Origin of the sequence: Nonomuraea sp. NPDC048901, assembly GCF_040649695.1 — a bacterium.
Classification (GTDB): Bacteria; Actinomycetota; Actinomycetes; order Streptosporangiales; family Streptosporangiaceae; genus Nonomuraea.
The window spans coordinates 117,608-135,718 of record NZ_JBEZFW010000016.1; the positions used below are offsets into that span (position 1 = coordinate 117,608).

At 69.8% G+C, this 18,111-nt stretch carries 20 protein-coding genes; 16 read left to right on the forward strand and 4 right to left on the reverse strand.

Annotated elements, in window-relative coordinates:
- Nucleotides 1-4 precede the first annotated feature (4 nt).
- Nucleotides 5-241 (reverse strand): glutaredoxin family protein, encoded by a 237-nt coding sequence (locus AB0C30_RS42055; RefSeq protein ID WP_357954639.1) that lies wholly within the window; start codon nt 239-241, stop codon nt 5-7.
- A 116-nt stretch (nt 242-357) separates the two neighbouring features.
- On the opposite strand from AB0C30_RS42055, the gene AB0C30_RS42060 reads away from it, so the two are divergent.
- From AB0C30_RS42060 to ccsA, 13 genes are all read left to right on the forward strand, one after another.
- Complete coding sequence (locus tag AB0C30_RS42060; RefSeq protein WP_357954641.1) at nt 358-1,035, forward strand: redox-sensing transcriptional repressor Rex; 678 nt, start codon at nt 358-360, stop codon at nt 1,033-1,035.
- Complete coding sequence (locus AB0C30_RS42065; RefSeq protein WP_357954643.1) at nt 1,032-2,288, forward strand: glutamyl-tRNA reductase; 1,257 nt, start codon at nt 1,032-1,034, stop codon at nt 2,286-2,288. Before AB0C30_RS42060 ends, AB0C30_RS42065 begins: the two co-directional genes overlap by 4 nt.
- Nucleotides 2,285-3,190 (forward strand): hydroxymethylbilane synthase, encoded by a 906-nt coding sequence (gene hemC / locus AB0C30_RS42070; RefSeq protein WP_357954645.1) that lies wholly within the window; start codon nt 2,285-2,287, stop codon nt 3,188-3,190. Before AB0C30_RS42065 ends, hemC begins: the two co-directional genes overlap by 4 nt.
- A complete protein-coding gene (locus AB0C30_RS42075) occupies nt 3,187-4,743 on the forward strand; it encodes a bifunctional uroporphyrinogen-III C-methyltransferase/uroporphyrinogen-III synthase (RefSeq protein ID WP_357954647.1) in 1,557 nt (518 codons plus the stop codon). The genes hemC and AB0C30_RS42075 overlap by 4 nt, the downstream gene beginning before the upstream one ends.
- Entirely contained in the window at nt 4,740-5,723 is a 984-nt protein-coding gene (gene hemB / locus AB0C30_RS42080; protein WP_357954649.1) for a porphobilinogen synthase, read from the forward strand. The genes AB0C30_RS42075 and hemB overlap by 4 nt, the downstream gene beginning before the upstream one ends.
- A 130-nt stretch (nt 5,724-5,853) precedes the next feature.
- Nucleotides 5,854-6,483, forward strand: coding sequence for a bifunctional DNA primase/polymerase (locus tag AB0C30_RS42085; RefSeq protein WP_357954651.1), 630 nt, complete (start codon nt 5,854-5,856; stop codon nt 6,481-6,483).
- A gap of 31 nt (nt 6,484-6,514) precedes the next feature.
- Complete coding sequence (gene hemL, locus AB0C30_RS42090; protein ID WP_357954653.1) at nt 6,515-7,804, forward strand: glutamate-1-semialdehyde 2,1-aminomutase; 1,290 nt, start codon at nt 6,515-6,517, stop codon at nt 7,802-7,804.
- A gap of 218 nt (nt 7,805-8,022) precedes the next feature.
- Entirely contained in the window at nt 8,023-8,946 is a 924-nt protein-coding gene (locus AB0C30_RS42095) for a LysR substrate-binding domain-containing protein (protein WP_357954655.1), read from the forward strand.
- A gap of 56 nt (nt 8,947-9,002) precedes the next feature.
- Nucleotides 9,003-9,641 carry a histidine phosphatase family protein gene (locus tag AB0C30_RS42100; protein ID WP_357954659.1) on the forward strand — a complete coding sequence of 213 codons (639 nt, stop codon included), beginning with the start codon at nt 9,003-9,005 and terminating at the stop codon, nt 9,639-9,641.
- 55 nt (nt 9,642-9,696) lie between these two features.
- Nucleotides 9,697-10,275: a TlpA disulfide reductase family protein gene (locus AB0C30_RS42105; protein WP_357954661.1), complete on the forward strand. Its 579-nt coding sequence runs from the start codon at nt 9,697-9,699 to the stop codon at nt 10,273-10,275.
- A complete protein-coding gene (locus tag AB0C30_RS42110; RefSeq protein WP_357954663.1) occupies nt 10,268-10,990 on the forward strand; it encodes a cytochrome c biogenesis protein CcdA in 723 nt (240 codons plus the stop codon). Before AB0C30_RS42105 ends, AB0C30_RS42110 begins: the two co-directional genes overlap by 8 nt.
- The gene (locus AB0C30_RS42115) at nt 10,990-12,531 is read left to right on the forward strand and encodes a cytochrome c biogenesis protein ResB (RefSeq protein WP_357954666.1); all 1,542 of its coding nucleotides are present in this window, start codon (nt 10,990-10,992) and stop codon (nt 12,529-12,531) included. The genes AB0C30_RS42110 and AB0C30_RS42115 overlap by 1 nt, the downstream gene beginning before the upstream one ends.
- On the forward strand, nt 12,521-13,495 hold the full coding sequence (gene ccsA, locus AB0C30_RS42120) for a cytochrome c biogenesis protein CcsA (protein WP_357954669.1): 975 nt from the start codon (nt 12,521-12,523) through the stop codon (nt 13,493-13,495). Before AB0C30_RS42115 ends, ccsA begins: the two co-directional genes overlap by 11 nt.
- Before the next feature lie 359 nt (nt 13,496-13,854).
- On the opposite strand, the gene AB0C30_RS42125 is transcribed toward ccsA, so the two are convergent.
- Nucleotides 13,855-14,160: a PLDc N-terminal domain-containing protein gene (locus AB0C30_RS42125; protein ID WP_357954671.1), complete on the reverse strand. Its 306-nt coding sequence runs from the start codon at nt 14,158-14,160 to the stop codon at nt 13,855-13,857.
- 556 nt (nt 14,161-14,716) lie between these two features.
- On the opposite strand from AB0C30_RS42125, the gene AB0C30_RS42130 reads away from it, so the two are divergent.
- Both AB0C30_RS42130 and AB0C30_RS42135 read left to right on the forward strand, forming a co-directional pair.
- A complete protein-coding gene (locus AB0C30_RS42130; RefSeq protein ID WP_357954673.1) occupies nt 14,717-15,790 on the forward strand; it encodes a hypothetical protein in 1,074 nt (357 codons plus the stop codon).
- A 10-nt stretch (nt 15,791-15,800) separates the two neighbouring features.
- Nucleotides 15,801-16,043: a hypothetical protein gene (locus AB0C30_RS42135; protein ID WP_225298934.1), complete on the forward strand. Its 243-nt coding sequence runs from the start codon at nt 15,801-15,803 to the stop codon at nt 16,041-16,043.
- A gap of 94 nt (nt 16,044-16,137) precedes the next feature.
- On the opposite strand, the gene AB0C30_RS42140 is transcribed toward AB0C30_RS42135, so the two are convergent.
- Nucleotides 16,138-16,356 carry a BldC family transcriptional regulator gene (locus tag AB0C30_RS42140; RefSeq protein WP_225298932.1) on the reverse strand — a complete coding sequence of 73 codons (219 nt, stop codon included), beginning with the start codon at nt 16,354-16,356 and terminating at the stop codon, nt 16,138-16,140.
- Nucleotides 16,357-16,612: 256 nt separating this feature from the next.
- On the opposite strand from AB0C30_RS42140, the gene AB0C30_RS42145 reads away from it, so the two are divergent.
- Complete coding sequence (locus AB0C30_RS42145; protein WP_357954675.1) at nt 16,613-16,831, forward strand: DUF4229 domain-containing protein; 219 nt, start codon at nt 16,613-16,615, stop codon at nt 16,829-16,831.
- Here the strand turns inward: AB0C30_RS42145 and AB0C30_RS42150 are convergent.
- A complete protein-coding gene (locus AB0C30_RS42150; RefSeq protein ID WP_357954677.1) occupies nt 16,828-18,039 on the reverse strand; it encodes a hypothetical protein in 1,212 nt (403 codons plus the stop codon). The genes AB0C30_RS42145 and AB0C30_RS42150 overlap by 4 nt on opposite strands.
- Between the last annotated feature and the right edge of the window lie 72 nt (nt 18,040-18,111).

The following is an 18,111-nucleotide window of genomic DNA, read 5'->3' on the forward strand; positions in this document are numbered from 1 at the left end:
CCTACTAGCCGCTCAGCGCGGCGCGTAGCCGGTCTTCGGAGACCCGCCAGAAGTCGTGCTGGACTCCGTCGACCAGAGTGACCGGGATCATCTCCCAGTATTTCTCCCGCAACTCCTCGGAGGAGTCGATGTCGACCTCCTCCCACGGCACACCCAGGTCTCCTGCCACGCGGGAGACGACCTCGCGCGCGTCGTCGCAGAGGTGGCAGCCCGGCCTGCCGAGCAGCGTGATGCGGTGCATGCACCCAACCGTATCGTGCCGACTTTGTGCATCGCTTCACAAAGGGATTAACCTGAAAGGCGGTTCGATTTCATTCACGCGGCCGGCAGGCCGCTCGTCCCCTGGAGCTCCGGCACGTGAAGAGCCCGTCCCAGTCCCGTGACCGCGGGATCCCCGAGGCAACGGTCGCCCGGCTCCCGTTGTACCTGCGGGCGTTGAACGGGATGGCCGAACGCGGCATCGCGACCGTCAGCTCCGAAGATCTGGCCATGGCCGCGGGCGTCAACTCCGCGAAGCTCCGCAAGGACCTGTCCCATCTGGGCTCGTACGGCACGCGAGGCGTCGGCTACGACGTCGAATACCTCGTCTACCAGATCTCCCGCGAGCTGGGCCTGACCCAAGACTGGGCCGTGGCCATCGTAGGAGTGGGTAATCTGGGCCGGGCACTGGCCAATTACGGTGGTTTCGTCTCCAGGGGCTTCCGTGTGGCCGGGCTTCTCGACGCCGACCCCGAAGTCGTGGGCGACGATATAGCGGGGTTGAATGTTGAGCACATAGACGTCCTGGAAGCCGTCATCGAACGGCGTGGAGTCTCGATCGTGGTTCTGGCGACACCCGCGATAGCGGCGCAGGAAGTCTGCGATCGTGTGGTGGCGGCCGGGGTCACCAGCATCCTGAACTTCGCGCCCGTAGTGCTTTCTGTACCAGATGGCGTGGATGTCCGTAAAGTCGACCTATCAATAGAACTGCAGATCCTTGCGTTCCATGAGCAGCGCAAAGCAGGGGGGCCACTTATGGCCGTGGACAGTCAATGAGTCTTCTCACCATCGGACTCAGCCACCGGACAGCTCCGGTGGCCATGCTCGAGCGCGTTTCGGTGTCCGGCGAGGCGCTCGTCAAGCTCCTGCACGACGTGCAGCAGGACGTGTGCGTCGCCGAGGCCATGGTGGTCTCGACGTGCAACAGAGTAGAGGTTTACGCGGCCGTCGACCGTTTCCACGGCGCCGTCACCGCGATCAGTCGCTTGCTGGGCGTCCACTCGGGCGTCCCCGTGGAAGAGTTGCAGCCGCACCTCTACGTCCACTACGAAGACCAGGCCGTCGAGCACCTGTTCGCGATGGCCTGCGGCCTCGACTCGATGGTCGTGGGCGAAGGGCAGATCCTCGGCCAGGTTCGCCGGGCGCTCACCCTGGCGCAGAAGCAGGGCACCATCGGCGCCACCCTCAACGAGCTGGTGCAGCAGGCGCTGCGGGTCGGCAAGCGCGCCCACGCCGACACCGACATCGACAAGGCGGGCGCCTCCCTCGTGACCGCCGGACTGGCGCTGGCGGGCGACCTCGCCGGGCGCCGGGCGCTGGTGGTCGGCGCGGGCTCGATGAGCTCGCTGGCCGCCACCACGCTGGCCCGCGCGGGCGTGACCGACATCGTGGTCGCCAACCGCACCTTCGAACGAGGCGTACGCCTGGCGGCGTCCGTAGGCGGCAGGGCGGTGGAGTTCGCCGCGGTTCCCCGAGAGCTCGCGACGGCCGACATCGTCATCTCCTGCACGGGCGGCGGCCAGCACGTCATCACCCCCGACATCGTCCCCTCAGGCGCGTTCCTGCTGGACCTGGCACTGCCGCACGACATCGACCCCGCTGTCCGCGAGGTGCCCGGCGTCACGCTGGTCGACCTGGAGACCATCCAGGAATCGGGCATAGGCTCAAGGGAGGGCGACACCGTCGACTCGGTGCGCAGGCTCGTCGCCGAGGAGCTGGCCGCCTTCCTCACCGCCGAGCGGGCCGCCAAGGTCACTCCGACCGTGGTGGCGCTGCGCAGCAAGGCGGCGTCCGTGGTCGAGGCAGAGCTGGGCCGGCTCCTGATGCGCATGCCCCAGCTCGACGGCAAGGCCAGGGACGAGGTGGCGCAGACTGTGCAGCGGGTCGTCGACAAGCTGCTTCACGAGCCCACTGTGCGTGTCAAACAGCTCGCCACCAGCCCGGGAGGCGATCATTATGCCGAAGCGCTGCGCGAGTTGTTCGACCTGGATCCGAAGATGCCCGAAGCCGTGAGGGAGGTGGAGTTGTGACACTGCGCTTGGGCACCCGGCGCAGCCTGATGGCGACCACGCAGTCGCAGATGGTCGCCGACTCCTACACCGAACGGACCGGGCGCGCCATCGAGCTGGTCGGCGTCACCACGTTCGGTGACGTGACCAAGGCTCAGGTGGCGCAGCTCGGTGGCACGGGCGTGTGGGTCAGCGCGCTGCGTGACAAGTTGATCGAAGGCGAGATCGACTTCGCCGTCCACTCGCTGAAAGACCTGCCGACCAAACCGGACCCGCGGGTGACACTGGCCGCCATCGTGGCCCGGCACGATCACCGCGACGCGCTGGTCGGCCCGGCGAAGTTCGCCGACCTGCCCACCGGGGCCAGGATCGGCACCGGCTCGCTGCGCCGGATCGCCATGCTCAGGGCGCTGCGTCCCGATCTCGAGTACGTCCCGATCCGCGGCAACGCCGACACCCGGATCGGCAAGATCGCCGCCGGCGAGGTCGACGCGGTCGTGCTCGCCTCGGCGGGCCTGACCAGGATCGGCCGGGACGTGGAGATCGCGCAGATCTTCGAGGTCGAGGAGCTGCTGCCCGCGCCAGGGCAGGGCGCCCTGGCCGTGGAGTGTCTCTCCGACAACGCCGACCTGATCTCCTTCCTCGGTGTGCTCGACGACCCGCGGACGCGCTCCGCGGTGTCGGCCGAGCGCTCCGTCCTGTCCGCTCTCGAGGCCGGCTGCTCATCCCCCGTGGGTGCCTTCGCCGTCGATGACGGACAGACCCTGAACCTCACCGCCATGGTCGTCTCTATCGACGGCCAGCAGGCGGTGCGCAAGTCCGCCGCCGGCTCTCCTTCCGAGTCTGTGAAACTCGGCCAGCTCCTCGCGGCCGAGATGATCTCCGAAGGGGCCGACAGATTGATGGGGGAGCAATCCCGTTGAGCTCCGATAGTCCAACCTCCGGTTTCCTCGCGTTCGTGGGCGCGGGCCCCGGCGATCCGAACCTTCTCACGCTCCGCGGCGCCGAACTACTGGCCAAGGCCGACGCGGTCGCCCTCGACGAGGAGCTGTTCGGCTCGTTCCTGCGCCACTGCCGCGAAGGCGTGGAGATCGCGTCCGGCGACCTCGTCAAGCGCGCCAAGGCCGGGCAGTTCGTCGTACGCCTGTGCGAGGGCGACCCGATGCTGTTCTCCTCGATCGCCCGGTCGATCGAGGAGGAGGTCGCGGCCTGTGCCGCGGCGGAGGTGGACTTCGAGATCGTGCCCGGCGTGCCGCCCGCGACCGCGGTGCTCACCTACGCGGGCATCCCGCCGGCGGCCGACGTGCCGGAGTTCCGGATCGTCGACGCCGCGCACGAGCAGGACTGGGCCGCCCACGCCGCCTGCCAGGGCACGCTGGTCATCTACAACGGCCTCGCCGGGGCCGTGGCGATCGGCAAGGCGCTGGTGGCCGGTGGCAAGCCCGACAGCACGCCCGTGGCGGTCAGCAGTAGCGGCACCACCACCGAGCAGTACACCGTCGTCTCGACTCTGGCCAGGCTGCAGGCCGACATCAAGCACGCGGGCTTCACCGAGCCCGCGCTGATCGTCGTCGGCGACGCGGTCGGGCAGCGCGACAAGCTGTCGTGGTTCGAGACCAAGCCGCTGTTCGGCTGGCGGGTGCTGGTGCCGCGCACCAAGGAGCAGTCCGAGAGGCTGTCCGAGCAGCTCACCTCCTACGGCGCCGTGCCGGAAGAGGTGCCGACCATCTCCGTCGAGCCGCCGCGCACGCCGCAGCAGATGGACCGCGCGATCAAGGGCCTGGTCACCGGCCGCTACGAGTGGGTGGCGTTCACCAGCTCCAACGCGGTCAAGGCGGTGCGCGAGAAGTTCGAGGAGTACGGCCTCGACGCCCGCGCCTTCGCCGGGCTGAAGGTGGCCGCCGTGGGCGACGCCACCGCGCGGGCGCTGGTCGAGTTCGGCGTCAAGCCCGACCTGCTGCCCTCGGGCGAGCAGTCGTCGGAGGGCCTGGTGGCCGAGTGGCCGCCGTACGACTCGATGCTCGACCCGATCAACCGAGTGCTTCTGCCGCGGGCGGACATTTCCACAGATACCCTCGTGGCCGGTCTGACAGAGCTAGGCTGGGAGTGCGACGACGTCACGGCCTACCGCACCGTACGAGCCGCACCGCCCCCCGCCCCGATCCGCGAGGCGATCAAGGGCGGCGGGTTCGACGCGGTGCTCTTCACCTCCTCCTCGACCGTCCGCAACCTCGTGGGCATCGCCGGCAAGCCGCACAACGTCACCGTGATCGCGGTGATCGGGCCGCAGACCGCGAAGACCGCCGAGGAGTTCGGGCTGCGCGTCGACGTCATGGCCGACCGGCCGTCGGCGTCCGCCTTGGCCGCCGCGCTGGCCGCGTACGGTGCCAAGCAACGCCAGGCGGCCCTCGCCGCCGGCGACAGCCCGCGGCGGCCGTCGCAGAACCGCAGAGGCGCCAGAAGGAGAGCCAAGTGAGTGCTGACTACCCGGTCGCCCGGCCGCGCAGGCTCCGCCGCAGCCCCGCGATCCGGCGCATGGTGGCGGGCACCAGACTGCACCCCGCGGACCTGATCCTGCCGCTGTTCGTCAAGGAGGGCATCGACCAGCCGCAGCCGGTCGCCTCGATGCCCGGCGTGTTCCAGCACACCCGCGACTCGCTGCGCAAGGCCGCCCACGAGGCCGCCGACGCCGGGGTGTCCGGGGTGATCCTGTTCGGCATCCCCGCCGTCAAGGACGCGCGGGGCTCGGCGGCCGACGACCCCGAGGGCATCCTGCAGGTCGCGCTGCGCGACGTGAGCGCCGAGGTGGGCGACGCGGTGGTGGTCATGGCCGACACCTGCCTCGACGAGTTCACCGACCACGGCCACTGCGGCGTGCTGACCGCCTCCGGCGACGTCGACAACGACGCGACGCTGGAGCGCTACGCGTCGATCGCGGTCGCCCAGGCCAGGGCCGGATCCCAGATGATCGCGCCGAGCGGCATGATGGACGGCCAGGTCGGAGCCATCAGGGCGGCGCTCGACGCCGACGGCTTCAGTGACCTGCCGATCCTCGCCTACACCGCCAAGTACGCCTCCGCCTTCTTCGGCCCCTTCCGCGAGGCCGCAGAGTGCGCGCCGCAGTTCGGCGACCGCAGCACCCACCAGCAGGACCCGGCCGGGCCGCTGGGGGACGCGATGCGCGAGCTACGCCTCGACCTCGCGGAGGGCGCCGACGCCGTCATGGTCAAGCCCGCGATGGCCTATCTGGACGTCATCAGGCGCTTCCGCGACGAGGCCGACGTGCCGGTGGCGGCCTACCAGGTGAGCGGCGAGTACGCGATGATCGAAGCCGCCGCGGCCAATGGCTGGATCGACCGCGACCGGATGATCATGGAGTCGCTGGTCGCGATCAAGCGCGCGGGCGCCGACCTGATCCTGACGTACTGGGCCACCGAGGTGGCGCGCCGCCTGTGAACCAGGGGGTTTCCCGTCGATCGCTGAGGCCTGTGCGTTAGAGTGCAATAACAAGTGCTGGTGTGTCCCGCGTGTGCTTTGCAGCCAGGAGCCGGGGCCTCTTCAGGCGCTTGGATCGACGGGAGACACCATGGTGGGGGTACCACTCGCTCGGCGTACCAAGAAACGGCCGCGCCCGACACGGATCGATACCGTCCTGGGCTATGCCGCTCTCGGCTGGCCGAGCGTGCCGGGTGCCCATCCGCTGCGTCAGGGCGCCCGCTCCTGCTCCTGTGACCGCCTTGGCTGCCCCGACCCGGGCGCGCATCCGCTGTCTCCCGCCTGGCACCTACAGGCCACGACGGACGCCACGCAGCTCACGCGCTGGTGGCGGATGGACCCCGACGCCAATGTGATTCTGCCCACCGGCCGGGTGTTCGACGTCTTCGACGTACCGCTCGACACGGGCCTGTCGGCCCTCACCCGCATCGACGGCGCCTCGGCGCACTCGGGCCCGGTCGCCGCCAACGGTGACCGGGTCCTGTTCTATGTGGCCACGCGTGGCAATCCCGACGACGAGGACGAGTGGTGGTCCTGCCAGCTCGACTGCGAGCCCGGCACCATCGAGGACAATCCGGGCCTGCGCTGGCACTGCCGCGACAGCTACGTCCTGGCCCCGCCCTCCACGCTGCCCACCGGCCAGCCCGTCTCCTGGCTGCGCCCGCCGGACGGCCGTCCGCTGCCCGATCCGCTGCGCATCCTCGACTGGCTCGCCGACTAGACCGCCGTGGCCCAGGACTAACCTGGAGCGCGTGAGCCGTACACAGAACTCCGAGGACCTGTTCGCCCGCGCCCGTGCCATCGTGCCGGGTGGCGTCAACTCCCCGGTCCGCGCGTTCGGCGCGGTCGGCGGCACGCCGCGCTTCATGGCCTCCGGGCAGGGCCCCTATCTCACCGACGTCGACGGCAACCGCTACGTCGACCTGGTCTGCTCGTGGGGGCCGATGATCCTCGGCCACCGCCACCCCGCCGTCGTCGAGGCCGTCTCGTCGGCGCTCTCCCACAGCCTCTCGTACGGCACCGCCACGCCGGGCGAGGTCGAGCTGGCCGAGGAGATCGTCGCCAGGGTGGCGCCCGTGGACAAACTCCGGCTGGTCAGCTCGGGCACCGAGGCGACGATGAGCGCGGTGCGGCTGGCCCGCGGGTTCACCGGGCGGTCGAAGGTGGTCAAGTTCGCCGGGTGCTACCACGGTCACGTGGACGCGCTGCTGGCCTCGGCGGGGTCGGGCGTGGTCACGTTCGGGCTGCCGGACACGCCTGGCGTGACGGGGGCGTCGGCGGCCGACACCATCGTGCTGCCGTACAACGACATCAGCGCGGTGGAGCAGGCGTTCGCGTCCGCTGAGATCGCCTGTGTCATCACCGAGGCGTGCCCGGCCAACATGGGCGTGGTGCCGCCGCTCGCCGGCTTCAACGCCCGCCTGCGCGAGCTGTGCACGGCCAACGGCGCGCTGCTGATCATGGACGAGGTGCTGACGGGCTTCCGGGTCTCGCCCTCGGGCTGGTACGGGCTGGACCCGGTCGACGCCGACCTGATGACCTTCGGCAAGGTCATGGGCGGCGGGTTGCCGGCGGCGGCCTTCGGCGGGCGGGCCGACGTCATGTCCTGCCTGGCACCGGAAGGGCCGGTCTACCAGGCGGGCACACTGTCGGGAAACCCGCTGGCCTGCGCCGCCGGACTTGCCACGCTACGCGCGCTCGACGCCGGCTCCTACGCCAAGGTGGACGCGGCGGCGCTGGCGGTCGGCCAGGCCGCTTCCGACGCCCTCGCCGCGGCGGGTGTGCCGCACCGGTTGCAGCGGGCGGGGAGCCTGTTCTCGGTGTTCTTCACGGATGCGCCGGTGACGGACTTCGACGGTGCGCGGGCCCAGAACACCGCGGCGTACACCGCCTTCTTCCACGCGATGCTGGATCGCGGGGTCTATCTGCCGCCGTCCGCGTACGAGGCCTGGTTCCTCTCGGCCGCTCACGACGACGAGGCGCTCGGTCAGATCGCCGACGCCCTGCCGGCAGCCGCCAAGGCTGCCGCGGCGGTCCTCTGATCGGCTACTTGCTCGGTTACTTGACGCTCGGTTACTTGGCGGCCGGCTTCTGGTAGCGGACGCGCTGGTCCCGAGCCTGCTCGGCGAGGGTCTTGAGGTAGGAGATGGTGGTCGTCTGCTGCTTCTGCGCCTTGTTGTTTCTCATGCATATATTTTCTCCTGCTACAGAGTGAAGGACAAGCGAGACTTTCTACGCTAAACCCTTTAGACTGGCTTACATGTTGGACTTGAACCGTCTCAAGGCCCTTCACGCTGTGCACATCTACGGCTCGGTGGGTGCCGCGGCCGACGCGCTCATGGTGACGCCGTCGGCCGTGTCGCAGCAGATCGCCAAGCTGGAGCGCGAGACCGGTGCCCGGCTCATGGAGCGCAACGGGCGCGGGGTGCGGCTGACAGACGCCGCCGGGCTGCTCGCCGACCACGCCGAGCGGATCCTTGCCCTGGTGGAGACCGCCGAGGCGGACTTCGAGGCGCTGCGCGGCGAGGTCGTGGGGCGGCTGAACATGTCCGCGTTCCCGACGGCGGCGCGCGGGCTGATGCCCTCCGCCCTGACCGCGCTCAAGCGGCGCCATCCCGATCTGCACGTTCAGATGCACGAGCGCGAGCCGGAGCGCATCGTGCGCGACGTGGCCAGGGGTGAGCTCGACCTAGGTGTCATCCAGGACTGGCTCAACCGGCCGATCGCCCTGCCCGAGGGGTTGTCCCGGTCCACGCTGCTCGACGACATCGCCGACCTCCTGCTGCCCGCGGACCATCCGTTGGCCGGCAACAAGGAGGTCGAGCTGGCGGCGTTGCCCGCGAACGAGCGGTGGATCAGCTCCTCGCCCGGCACCGTCTGTCACGACTGGCTGGTCTACACGCTGCGTAACGCCCAGCTGGAGCCCGAGATCTCCTGCATGGCCGACGAATATCCGACCCAGATGGCGCTGGTGGCGGCCGGGCTCGGCTGCGCGATCATCCCCCGGCTGGGACGCGACTGCGTGCCCGACGGGGTGGCCGTGGTGCCGCTGCGGCCTCGGCAGTCGCGCCGCATCTACGTCATCTGGCGCAGCGACGCGGCCCGGCGGCCGGCGATCCGGGCCGCGGTCGAGGCGCTCGCCGACGCCAGCCGTACGAAGGAGAACGCCTGGGCGGTCGCCTAGCGTCCGGGGCGCCTGAGATCGCGGAACGGACAGAGCGGGATAGGCTGTGGCACACCATGGCTGAAACCACCGTAGTTCACCTGATGCGCCACGGTGAGGTGCACAATCCCGAAGGCGTCCTGTACGGCAGGCTGCCCGGCTACCACCTGTCCGAGACCGGCCGGCTGATGGCCGAGACGGTGGCCAAGTCGGTGGCGGGCCGTGACATCGTCACCCTTTACAGCTCGCCGCTCGAACGCGCGCAGGAGACCATCGCGCCCCTGGCCGCGCTGCTTGAGCTGCCGGTGCAGACCGACGAGCGGCTGATCGAGGCCGCCAACATGCTCCAGGGCCGCAAGGTCGGCCAGGGCCTGGCGGTCCTGCGTGATCCGAAGAACTACCGCTACTTCTGGAACCCGCTGCGCCCGTCCTGGGGCGAGCCCTATCCGGCGATCGTCAAGCGGATGCGCTCGATCATCGAGGAGGTCAGGGCGGAGGCGCGCGGGCACGAGGCGCTGCTGGTCAGCCACCAGCTGCCGATCTGGTCGATCAGGATGGCGGCCGAGGGTCGCCGGCTCTGGCATGACCCCCGGCGCAGGCAGTGCAATCTGGCCAGCCTCACCACGCTCACCTTCGACGGCGATCGTCTGGTCAGCGTCGGCTACAGCGAGCCCGCCGGATCACTGGCGACGGGCCCCAGCGTGCCGGGCGCCTGACCTCGCCGGTAGAGTTGCAAGCTCTACCGGTCGTAGTACAAGGAGATCTTCCTCCGTGCGCGCCAAATCCATCTCCCTCGTCCTCTCGGCCGTCCTGGTCGCGGGCGGCCTCGCGGGCTGCGCGGGCGCCAACCAGTCAGGCCAGCCGCAGGCGGGCGACACCCGTTTCGTCGCGGGCGACGGGAAGATGCAGGTGTTCGACGTCGCCGACCGCCAGGCCGCCCCCGAGATCGGCGGGCAGACCCTCGACGGCGCGACCGCCTCGCTCGCCGCCCACAAGGGCAAGGTCGTGGTGCTCAACTTCTGGGCGTCGTGGTGCGGCCCGTGCCGGGCGGAGGCGCCGGTGCTGAAGGAGGTCGCCGCCAAGACCAAGGGCCGCGTGGAGTTCCTCGGCGTCGACTTCAAGGACCGCAAGGCCGACGCGCTGGCGTTCGAACGCACCGAGCAGACCGGCTACCCGAGCATCTTCGACCAGCCGGGGCAGGTCGCGCTGCGCTTCCAGGGCACGGTGCCGCCCGCGGCCATCCCGTCCACGCTGATCATCGACGCCCAGGGCAGGATCGCCGCCAGGGCGCTGGGCGCGGTCAAGTACACCGACCTGATGGACGCGGTGACCAAGGTGCGCGATGAATGACGTCGTCGCCTCGGGCTCGCTGCTCCTGGCCGTGCCCATCGCGGTGCTGGCCGGGGTGGTGTCCTTCCTGTCGCCGTGCGTGCTGCCCCTCGTCCCGGGCTACCTGTCGTACGTGACGGGCATGAGCGAGGACCCCAAGCGGGGGCGGCTGGTGCTCGGCACGGTGCTGTTCGTGGCCGGCTTCGCGCTGGTGTTCGTGCTCAGCGGCGCGCTGTTCGGCGGCCTCGGCGCGGTCATGCTGGGCAACGCAGAGATCATCACGCGGGTGCTCGGCGTGCTGACGATCCTGCTCGGCCTGGCCTTCCTGGGCGTGCTGCCCGGCCTGATGCGCGACGTGCGCATCCACAAGCTGCCCGCCGCTGGGCTGGCCGGGGCGCCGCTGCTGGGCGTGGTGTTCGGGCTGGGCTGGACGCCGTGCATCGGGCCCACGCTGGCCGTCGTGCTCGCGCTCGGACTGAACGAGGGCAGCGCCTCGCGTGGCGCGCTGCTCGCCGTGGCGTACGCGCTGGGCCTCGGACTGCCCTTCGTGGCCGCCGCCCTCGCCTACAGCAAGGCCCTGCGTACGTTCCGCGCGATCCGCAAGCACTCACAGCTGATCACCCGGATCGGCGGCGGCATGATGGTGGCCGTCGGCATCCTGCTGGTGACCGGCCTCTGGGGAGAGATGATCGCGACCATGCAGGGTCTGATCGGCGCCTTCAGGCCGGTGATCTGATGACCGTCGACGAGCTGGAGAAGGAGCGGGCACGGCCCGCCGGCATGGGGCCCGTGGGCTGGCTGCGCTGGGGCTGGCGCACGCTCACCTCGATGAAGACGGCGCTGATCCTGCTGTTCCTGTTCGCGCTGGCGTCCGTGCCCGGCTCGCTGGTGCCGCAGCGCGGCGTCGATCCCGACAAGGTGGCGGCGCTCTTCCAGAACGACCCGACGCTCGCCGAGTGGTACGACCGCTTCCAGCTGTTCGACGTCTTCACCTCGGCCTGGTTCGCCGCGATCTACCTGCTGCTGTTCACCTCGCTGATCGGCTGCGTACTGCCGCGCACCGCCACCTACGTGCGCGAGTTGCGCCGCCGCCCACCGGCCGCGCCGCGCAACCTGTCGCGCCTGCCGCACTTCTCGCGGCTGGACGACCCGCTGACGGTCGAGGAGGCCGCCGGGCGGCTGCGCCGGCTCCGCTTCCGCGTCGAGGTCGGCGACGGCTGGGTGGCCGCGGAGAAGGGCTACCTGCGCGAGACGGGCAACCTGCTCTTCCACGTATCCCTGCTCGCCCTGCTCGTCGCGATCGGGTTCGGTTCCCTGTACGGCTACCGCGGCAACGTGCTGGTGGTCGAGGGCGACGGCTTCGCCAACACGGTCGCCGCCTACGACCGGTTCATCCCGGGCAATCAGGTGTCGGCGGAGTCGCTGGAGCCGTTCTCGTTCACGCTCACGGACTTCCAGACCACCTACCAGGTCGAGGGCCCCAAGAGGGGGCAGGAGCTCGACTACTCCGCCTACATGAAGGTCAACGACGCGCCCGGGGCGCCCACGCGCGACTACACGCTCAAGGTCAACGAGCCGCTGGAGGTCAACGGCACGCAGACCTACCTCCTCGGCCACGGCTACGCGCCCGTGTTCAAGGTCACCGACGGCAAGGGGCAGGTCGCCTTCGAAGGGCCCGTCCCCTGCCTGATCGAGATCAAGCTCACGCTCACCTCGGGCTGCGTGGTCAAGGTGCCCGACGCCCAGCCGTCGCAGCTCGGGTTCCTGCTGCGCTTCCTGCCCACGGGTGACGGCGCGGGGGCCTCTCTGTTCCCCGGCGCGCTCAACCCCCAGGTCCAGCTCCTCGGGGCCTTCTCCGGTGACCTGGGCGTACGCTCCGGGCGGCCGCAGTCCGTCTACGAGCTCGCGCCGCCCGAGGTGATGCGCAAGCTCACCCCGCTGGTCATGGGCACCGGCCAGGCACCACTCGCGGTCGGGGGGTCGCTCCCCCTGCCCAAGGGGGCGGGAAAGCTGGAGTTCACCGGGGTCAAGGAGTGGATGACGCTCCAGATCGCCTATGACCCGGGGCGGCTGCCCGCCCTGATCGCCGCGGGCACGGCCGTGGTCGCCATCGCGCTGTCGCTGATGATCCGCCGCCGCCGGGTGTGGGTGCGGGTCAAGGACGGCGTGGCCGAGGTCGGCGGTCTTACCCGTACCGAAGGGTCCGCGGCGGGCTTCACCGAGGAGTTCGCCGACATCGTCAAGGTCCTATCAGCTGGAGGCAAGGATGCCCGCTGAGCAGCAACTGGCCGGGGTGAGCGACCTCTTCGTCGTCGCCGCCGTCCTGCTCTATCTGGCCGCCATGATCGGGTTCGCGCTGGAGCTGGCCTTCGGTCGCTCCAAGGCCGACTCGGCCGCCGTACCCGCCAGGCAGCCCGTGGGAGCCGGAGTCGGCTCGGCGGGCGGCTCCTCAGACGCCCCTGCCGCTTCGGACGGCCCTGTCGTTCCGGAGACAGTCGTCGAGCCGCCGGCCTGGGCGGGCAAGGCCGGCTGGGCGGCCATGACGCTCGGCTGGCTCGGCTGGGCCGCGAACCTGGCCGCCATCGTCACCCGGGGCCTGGCCGTGGACCGGTGGCCCTGGGGCAACATGTACGAGTTCGTGGTGGCCATCTGCTTCGCCGCGGTCACCGCCTTCCTCGGCACCCAGCTCCGGCAGAACGTCCGCTTCCTCGGTGCCTTCGTCATGGTGACGGCCGCACTGGGGCTCGGCTTCGCGGTCAAGGTCCTCTACACGGCGGCGGGTCCGGTCGTGCCGGCGCTCAACTCGTACTGGGTGGCCATCCACGTGACGGCGGCGATCCTGGCGAGCGGCCTGTTCATCGTGGCCGGTGTGGCGGGCATCCTCTACCTGATCCGCGGCGACGGGATGTCACGGCTGCCGTCACGGGCCGACCTGGAGCGGGCGGCCCACCGCGCGATCGTCTTCGCCTTCCCGGTGTGGACCTTCGCCGTCATCGCCGGTGCTCTCTGGGCCGACAAGGCTTGGGGCCGTTACTGGGGCTGGGACCCCAAGGAGGTCTGGGCCTTCATCACGTGGGTGGCTTACGCCGCCTACCTCCACGCTCGGGTCACCGCCGGATGGCGCGGGCGAGCGGCGACGATCGTGCAGCTCTTGGCGTTCGGGTGCCTGCTGTTCAACCTGGTGGGAGTCAACATGTTCATCTCGGGGCTGCACAGCTACGCGGATGTGTCGTCGGGGTGATCGTCTGTGCCACGGCCGTCTCCTTTCGTGTGACGGTCCGTGGTGGCTGGGGTCCCTGAGGGGATACCCCCTTCGGGGGCAGGGAAGCGGGCGGCCCCTTGTGGCTGATGGCCCTGTGGGGATGCCCCTTCGGGCGCGGAAGAAGTCGGTCCGTCGTGGTTAGGGCCCCTGGGGGATGCCTCCTCCGGAGGAGGGGGAGAAGACGGTCCGTGGCCCTTGGAGGTTGCCCCGTCCGGGGAGCGGAAGTAGCTGGTCCGTGGTGCTGGGGTTGCTTGGAGGGGTACCGCGTTGTGGCAGGGGCCCCATGGAGGGACGCCCCCGTCATGGGCGACGGAGAGCGGACGGTCGGGGACGCCGCTCTAGCTGTCGTCGCCGCGCATGCGGCGGTCGAGGTCGCGGAGGAATTCGGGGTCGTCGTCCGGGCCCTTGGGGGCCGAGTGGCGGCGGGAGCCCGGTCGCGGGGGGACCGGCCAGGTCTCGCGGGGCTTCTGGGGGCGGCCGCGGATCATCCAGACGGCCCCGCCCACCAGGGGAACCAGCGCGACGACGAGCACCCAGAGCGGTTTTGGTACGTTCCTTACCTCTTCCTCCGGCGTGGTGATGACGTCGAACAACGAGTAGAGCCAGAAGGCCAGCAGCGCCAAGCCGATAACGACACCTACCATGTCCGAACTGTAAGCCATTCGCGTCGTGATCGTGTTTTCCCGTTGTCCCATTTCAGGTGACTCCAGCGAGACCTACGTCGTACGGTGGACTCGATTCAGCGGCGTCCGCCCGCTGGGACCGCCGTTCGGGGCGGCCGGGTGCCATGCGCGCGGGCGTCTCACGGCGTTGAGGGGTGCGATGGCCTTTTCTAACGACAAGGGCCGCCATCGGCGGGGTCGTTGGTGGCGGCGCGGGTCGTATCTCTTCTCCCGCCGCAGTGAGGCGCCCCCCGATGCGGATCGCTCCTTCTGGACGAACGATCGGAGTGCGCCTCCCGGCAGACTCAGCCCTGCCGGACGGCCGGACCGGGGCCGTGAAGACCGCGCGGGAAGGCTGGGCTGGCCGTGGCGGCCCGGCGCCGGCGGGGACAGGCACGGGTGGCCCGGCGGCGACAAGCGCGGCGGGGACAGAAGCGGCGGGGACAGGCGCGGGTGGCCCGGTTCCGAGGGCGGGGCCAAGCGTCGCGACCGCCTGGCGTCCGAGCGGCCGGATCACGAGCGGTCGGACCGCGAGTACATGGAGCGCAAGCGAGCCGATCGGGATTGGCCAGGACGCATGTGGCCGGGCCGGGAGCCCGCCGGGCGGGACTCGATCGGGAGTGAGGGGAGCTTCGCGCTGTTCGGTTGGCGGGGTCGCGAGCGGCGCCAGGCCGGCGGAGACGGTTCCGAGGGGTGGCCCTGGGCGGGGCGCCGCCAACAGGAGGACTTCCGCCAGCAGGAAGAGTTCCACCGACAGGAGAGGTTCCGGCAGGCGGAGGAGTTCCGGCAGTGGGACGCCGCCGAAGCCGGGCAGTCGCAGCGTTGGGAGGCCGCTGAAGCCGGAGAACCGCGGCGCTGGGATGCAGCCGAAGCCGGAGAGCCGCGGCGGTGGGAGGCAGGGGAGCGGCTGTCGGCCGCCGTGGTGGACCGCCCCCAGTACACGTGGCACGACTTCGAGCTCGACGACGTGGTGCTCCGGGCGCGACCCAACCGCCCCGACGCTCCCTCGCTCGGCGACGGCCTGCGGCACTGCGGGAAGCTGGAGACCATCCTGCACCGTCAGTGGGACGCCCGAGAGGGCCCTCCGTCGCCGGAGGTGGTGCGGGCCGTCGAGAGCCTGGCCATGCTGCCCGACCTGCTGAAGGAGAAGCTCGCCGCGGGCCTCGAAGGCATCTACGTGGGCCCGGGCGGCGTACCGGATCTGGACGACATGGGCTACCTGCGCGGCGCCCCCCTGCCGTCCGGCCGGGCCTCATGGGACATCTGCGCCGGAGCCTACGGCGACGGGAAGATCGTGGTGGGTGACCGCCCCTCACCCACGCCCGACGTGATGATGCACGAGGTCGGGCACGCCATCGACGACGTCGACTCGGCTTACGGCGATTGGGTTTCCGATTCGCGGGAATTCGCGAAGCTGTACGAGGACATCACGCCGCTCCTGGTCTCCGCGTTCCACCGCCAGGGGGACGGGCTGGGGCGCAAGGAGTTCTTCGCCGACGCGTTCGCCGCGATCGCCTCGCGCCAGCGACCGGCCCTCGTCGACATGCTGGGCGGCGACACCCGCGCGGCGCTCAACGTCATGCTGTTCTTCAACCGGCGCTACGGAATCTAGGTGATGAGCCATGTACGTCATCCGGCTCGCTGACGGGACCCTGCGCGTGCCGCAGAGCCTGACCAGCGAAGACGGGCGTCTCATCGGCAACGCGTACGTGGAACTCGAACCTGGCGACCCCGACTACGACACGTGGCTTCCGGAGTCCCTGACGGAGGAGGAGGCGGCGGATCGCCGGGAGCGCTGGCTGATCGAGAACGACGACCTGGAGCAGGAGTTCTTGGCCTTCAAGGCGGAGCAGGAAGACGCCTAGGCCGGCCCGGGTCAGAGGTCGAGGGGCCGCTGATGACGTTTACAGACAGGGGGAGACGGCGACCCTGCGGGCAGGATCACCGTCTGATGGAACGTCAAACACGCGGGGACTCGCCCGACCTGTCGGCCGTTAGAACGTCCTCGCCTCGAAGAAGGGCATGCACTTCCGACTCGCGGAACCGACGATGCCCCCCGGGGGTGCGGATACTGCTGATGCGACCTGCCGCGGCCCAGCGTGTAACCGTCTTTGGGTCTACCCGGAAGAGGGCGGCAACCTCTCCTGGGGTCAGCAGACGCTCGCTGCTACTCTCCACCAATCTCTCCCCCTCGCATCCCGCTTCCTGCCAGCGGGCGGACAGGTAACCAGTGTGTCGAGCGAAGCCTGATTTATCCGTGGTTTTCGACAAAGATCACGGGTTGTTATCAGCTGACTGCCCGATTGTTATATGATAGAGCCTCTTTGGGGCTCTCGTGGGTGTTTCTTTACGAAACACCCTAACTGGGACACTAGCAGTGCTGGCGCCCGATGCGAAGAGCGACCGTGTCACACAGGGCGAGTAACCTCGATCTGTGCATCCCGTTCTCGTATACACCGCGTCGCGGATCGGCCTGTTTGTCGTGACACTCGGCGTCCTGCGACTGCTTGGCCTGCAAAACCCGATGCTACTGATCATCGTGTCTTTCTTGATCAGCGGCATCGCCAGCTACGTCTTGCTCTCGAAGCAGCGTGACGCTCTTAGCACTCGCATCAGCGACAAGATCGACCGGCCCAAGCCGCAGAGCGACTAGGGCAGGGGGAACATGCCAATCCGGGCATGGTACTCCCGTCCGAGTCTCGTTGTGTCGCTACCAACGAGTAGTCCGCCGCTGTACGCCAGAAATGCCTTGACCCCGATCCCGCGCTCCCTGCCAGGATTCCAAGTCAGCGCCATTCCGGTGACTGGATGAATGGCGGCGATGCCCTCGCGGGGCACCGCTCCAGGCCCGGCCGAGTCGTGGCCCAGCGGATTGTTCAGCCATCGCTGGTGGCCGCCGACGTAGACCGCCGCGCCGGTCACCGCCACTGCGTAGAGTGAGTCTCCGCCGGTCTTGTTGACCCAGGTGGGCGTGATCCGCTCGCCCCTGCTGTACGTCTCGAACCTGGCCGTGCTGTCGCACAGCCGCTTCCCGCGCACCGGTCCGCCGGTGGTGACGACGGCGAAGTAGCTGCCGTCGGGCGCGAAGTCCAGGCCGCGTACGTAGGAGGGGAAGGCGTCCATGCAGGTGGGGACGTACGCCTCGGTACGCCAGTCGGCCACCTTGGCGCCGCCGCCGCGTACGTCGATCAGCCCCAGCTGCGGCCTCGACAGCCCGTCCAGCGTGGTGAAGTTGCCGTCGACCGCGAGCCGTTCGGCGGTCAGGGCCAGTGCGTAGACCCGCAGCGTCGGCGTCAGCGGCGCCCCCGGCGTGATCGCGAACGCCGGGTCGGTCGCGCCGGTCGTCGCGTCGAGCCTGGCCAGCGCCGCGCGCGGCCTGGTGAAGTCGCCGCCCGCGTAGAGCTGCGCGCCACGCCTGGCCAGCGTGGTCACCATCCCGCCGGAGACGCCGGGCCTGAAGTCCCGTACGGCCGAGCCATCGAAGAGGTTGAGCCTGGCCAGCGCCCTGGTCGGCGTCCCGTTGACCGCGGGGAAGTCGCCGCCTACGTAGACCGTGCCGCCGTCGCCGGGGGCCAGGCTGTAGACGGGCCCGCCGACCTGCGGCGCGAAGTAACGCAGGATGTGCCCCGTCGCGAGGCTGTAGGCGAAGACGTTGTCCCGGGTGTAGGTGTGGGTCCGTGAGGCGTCGGCGACCTCGCTGAACGAGCCGCCGACGACGACCGTGCCGCCGACCAGGGTGATGGAGTTGACGATCCCGTCGAGCACGTGCGGAGTGGTGTCGACCGGGTCGGCCGAGACGACGCGCGAATGAGCGACCGGGGTCGTCGCGAGGATCGCCGCAAGGGCGACACGTACCAGCATTCGCAAACTTCTAGCAGACATTGGGTAATCACGCGGCTACTTTCTGTTGATTGTCGCGATGGTCATAGGCTT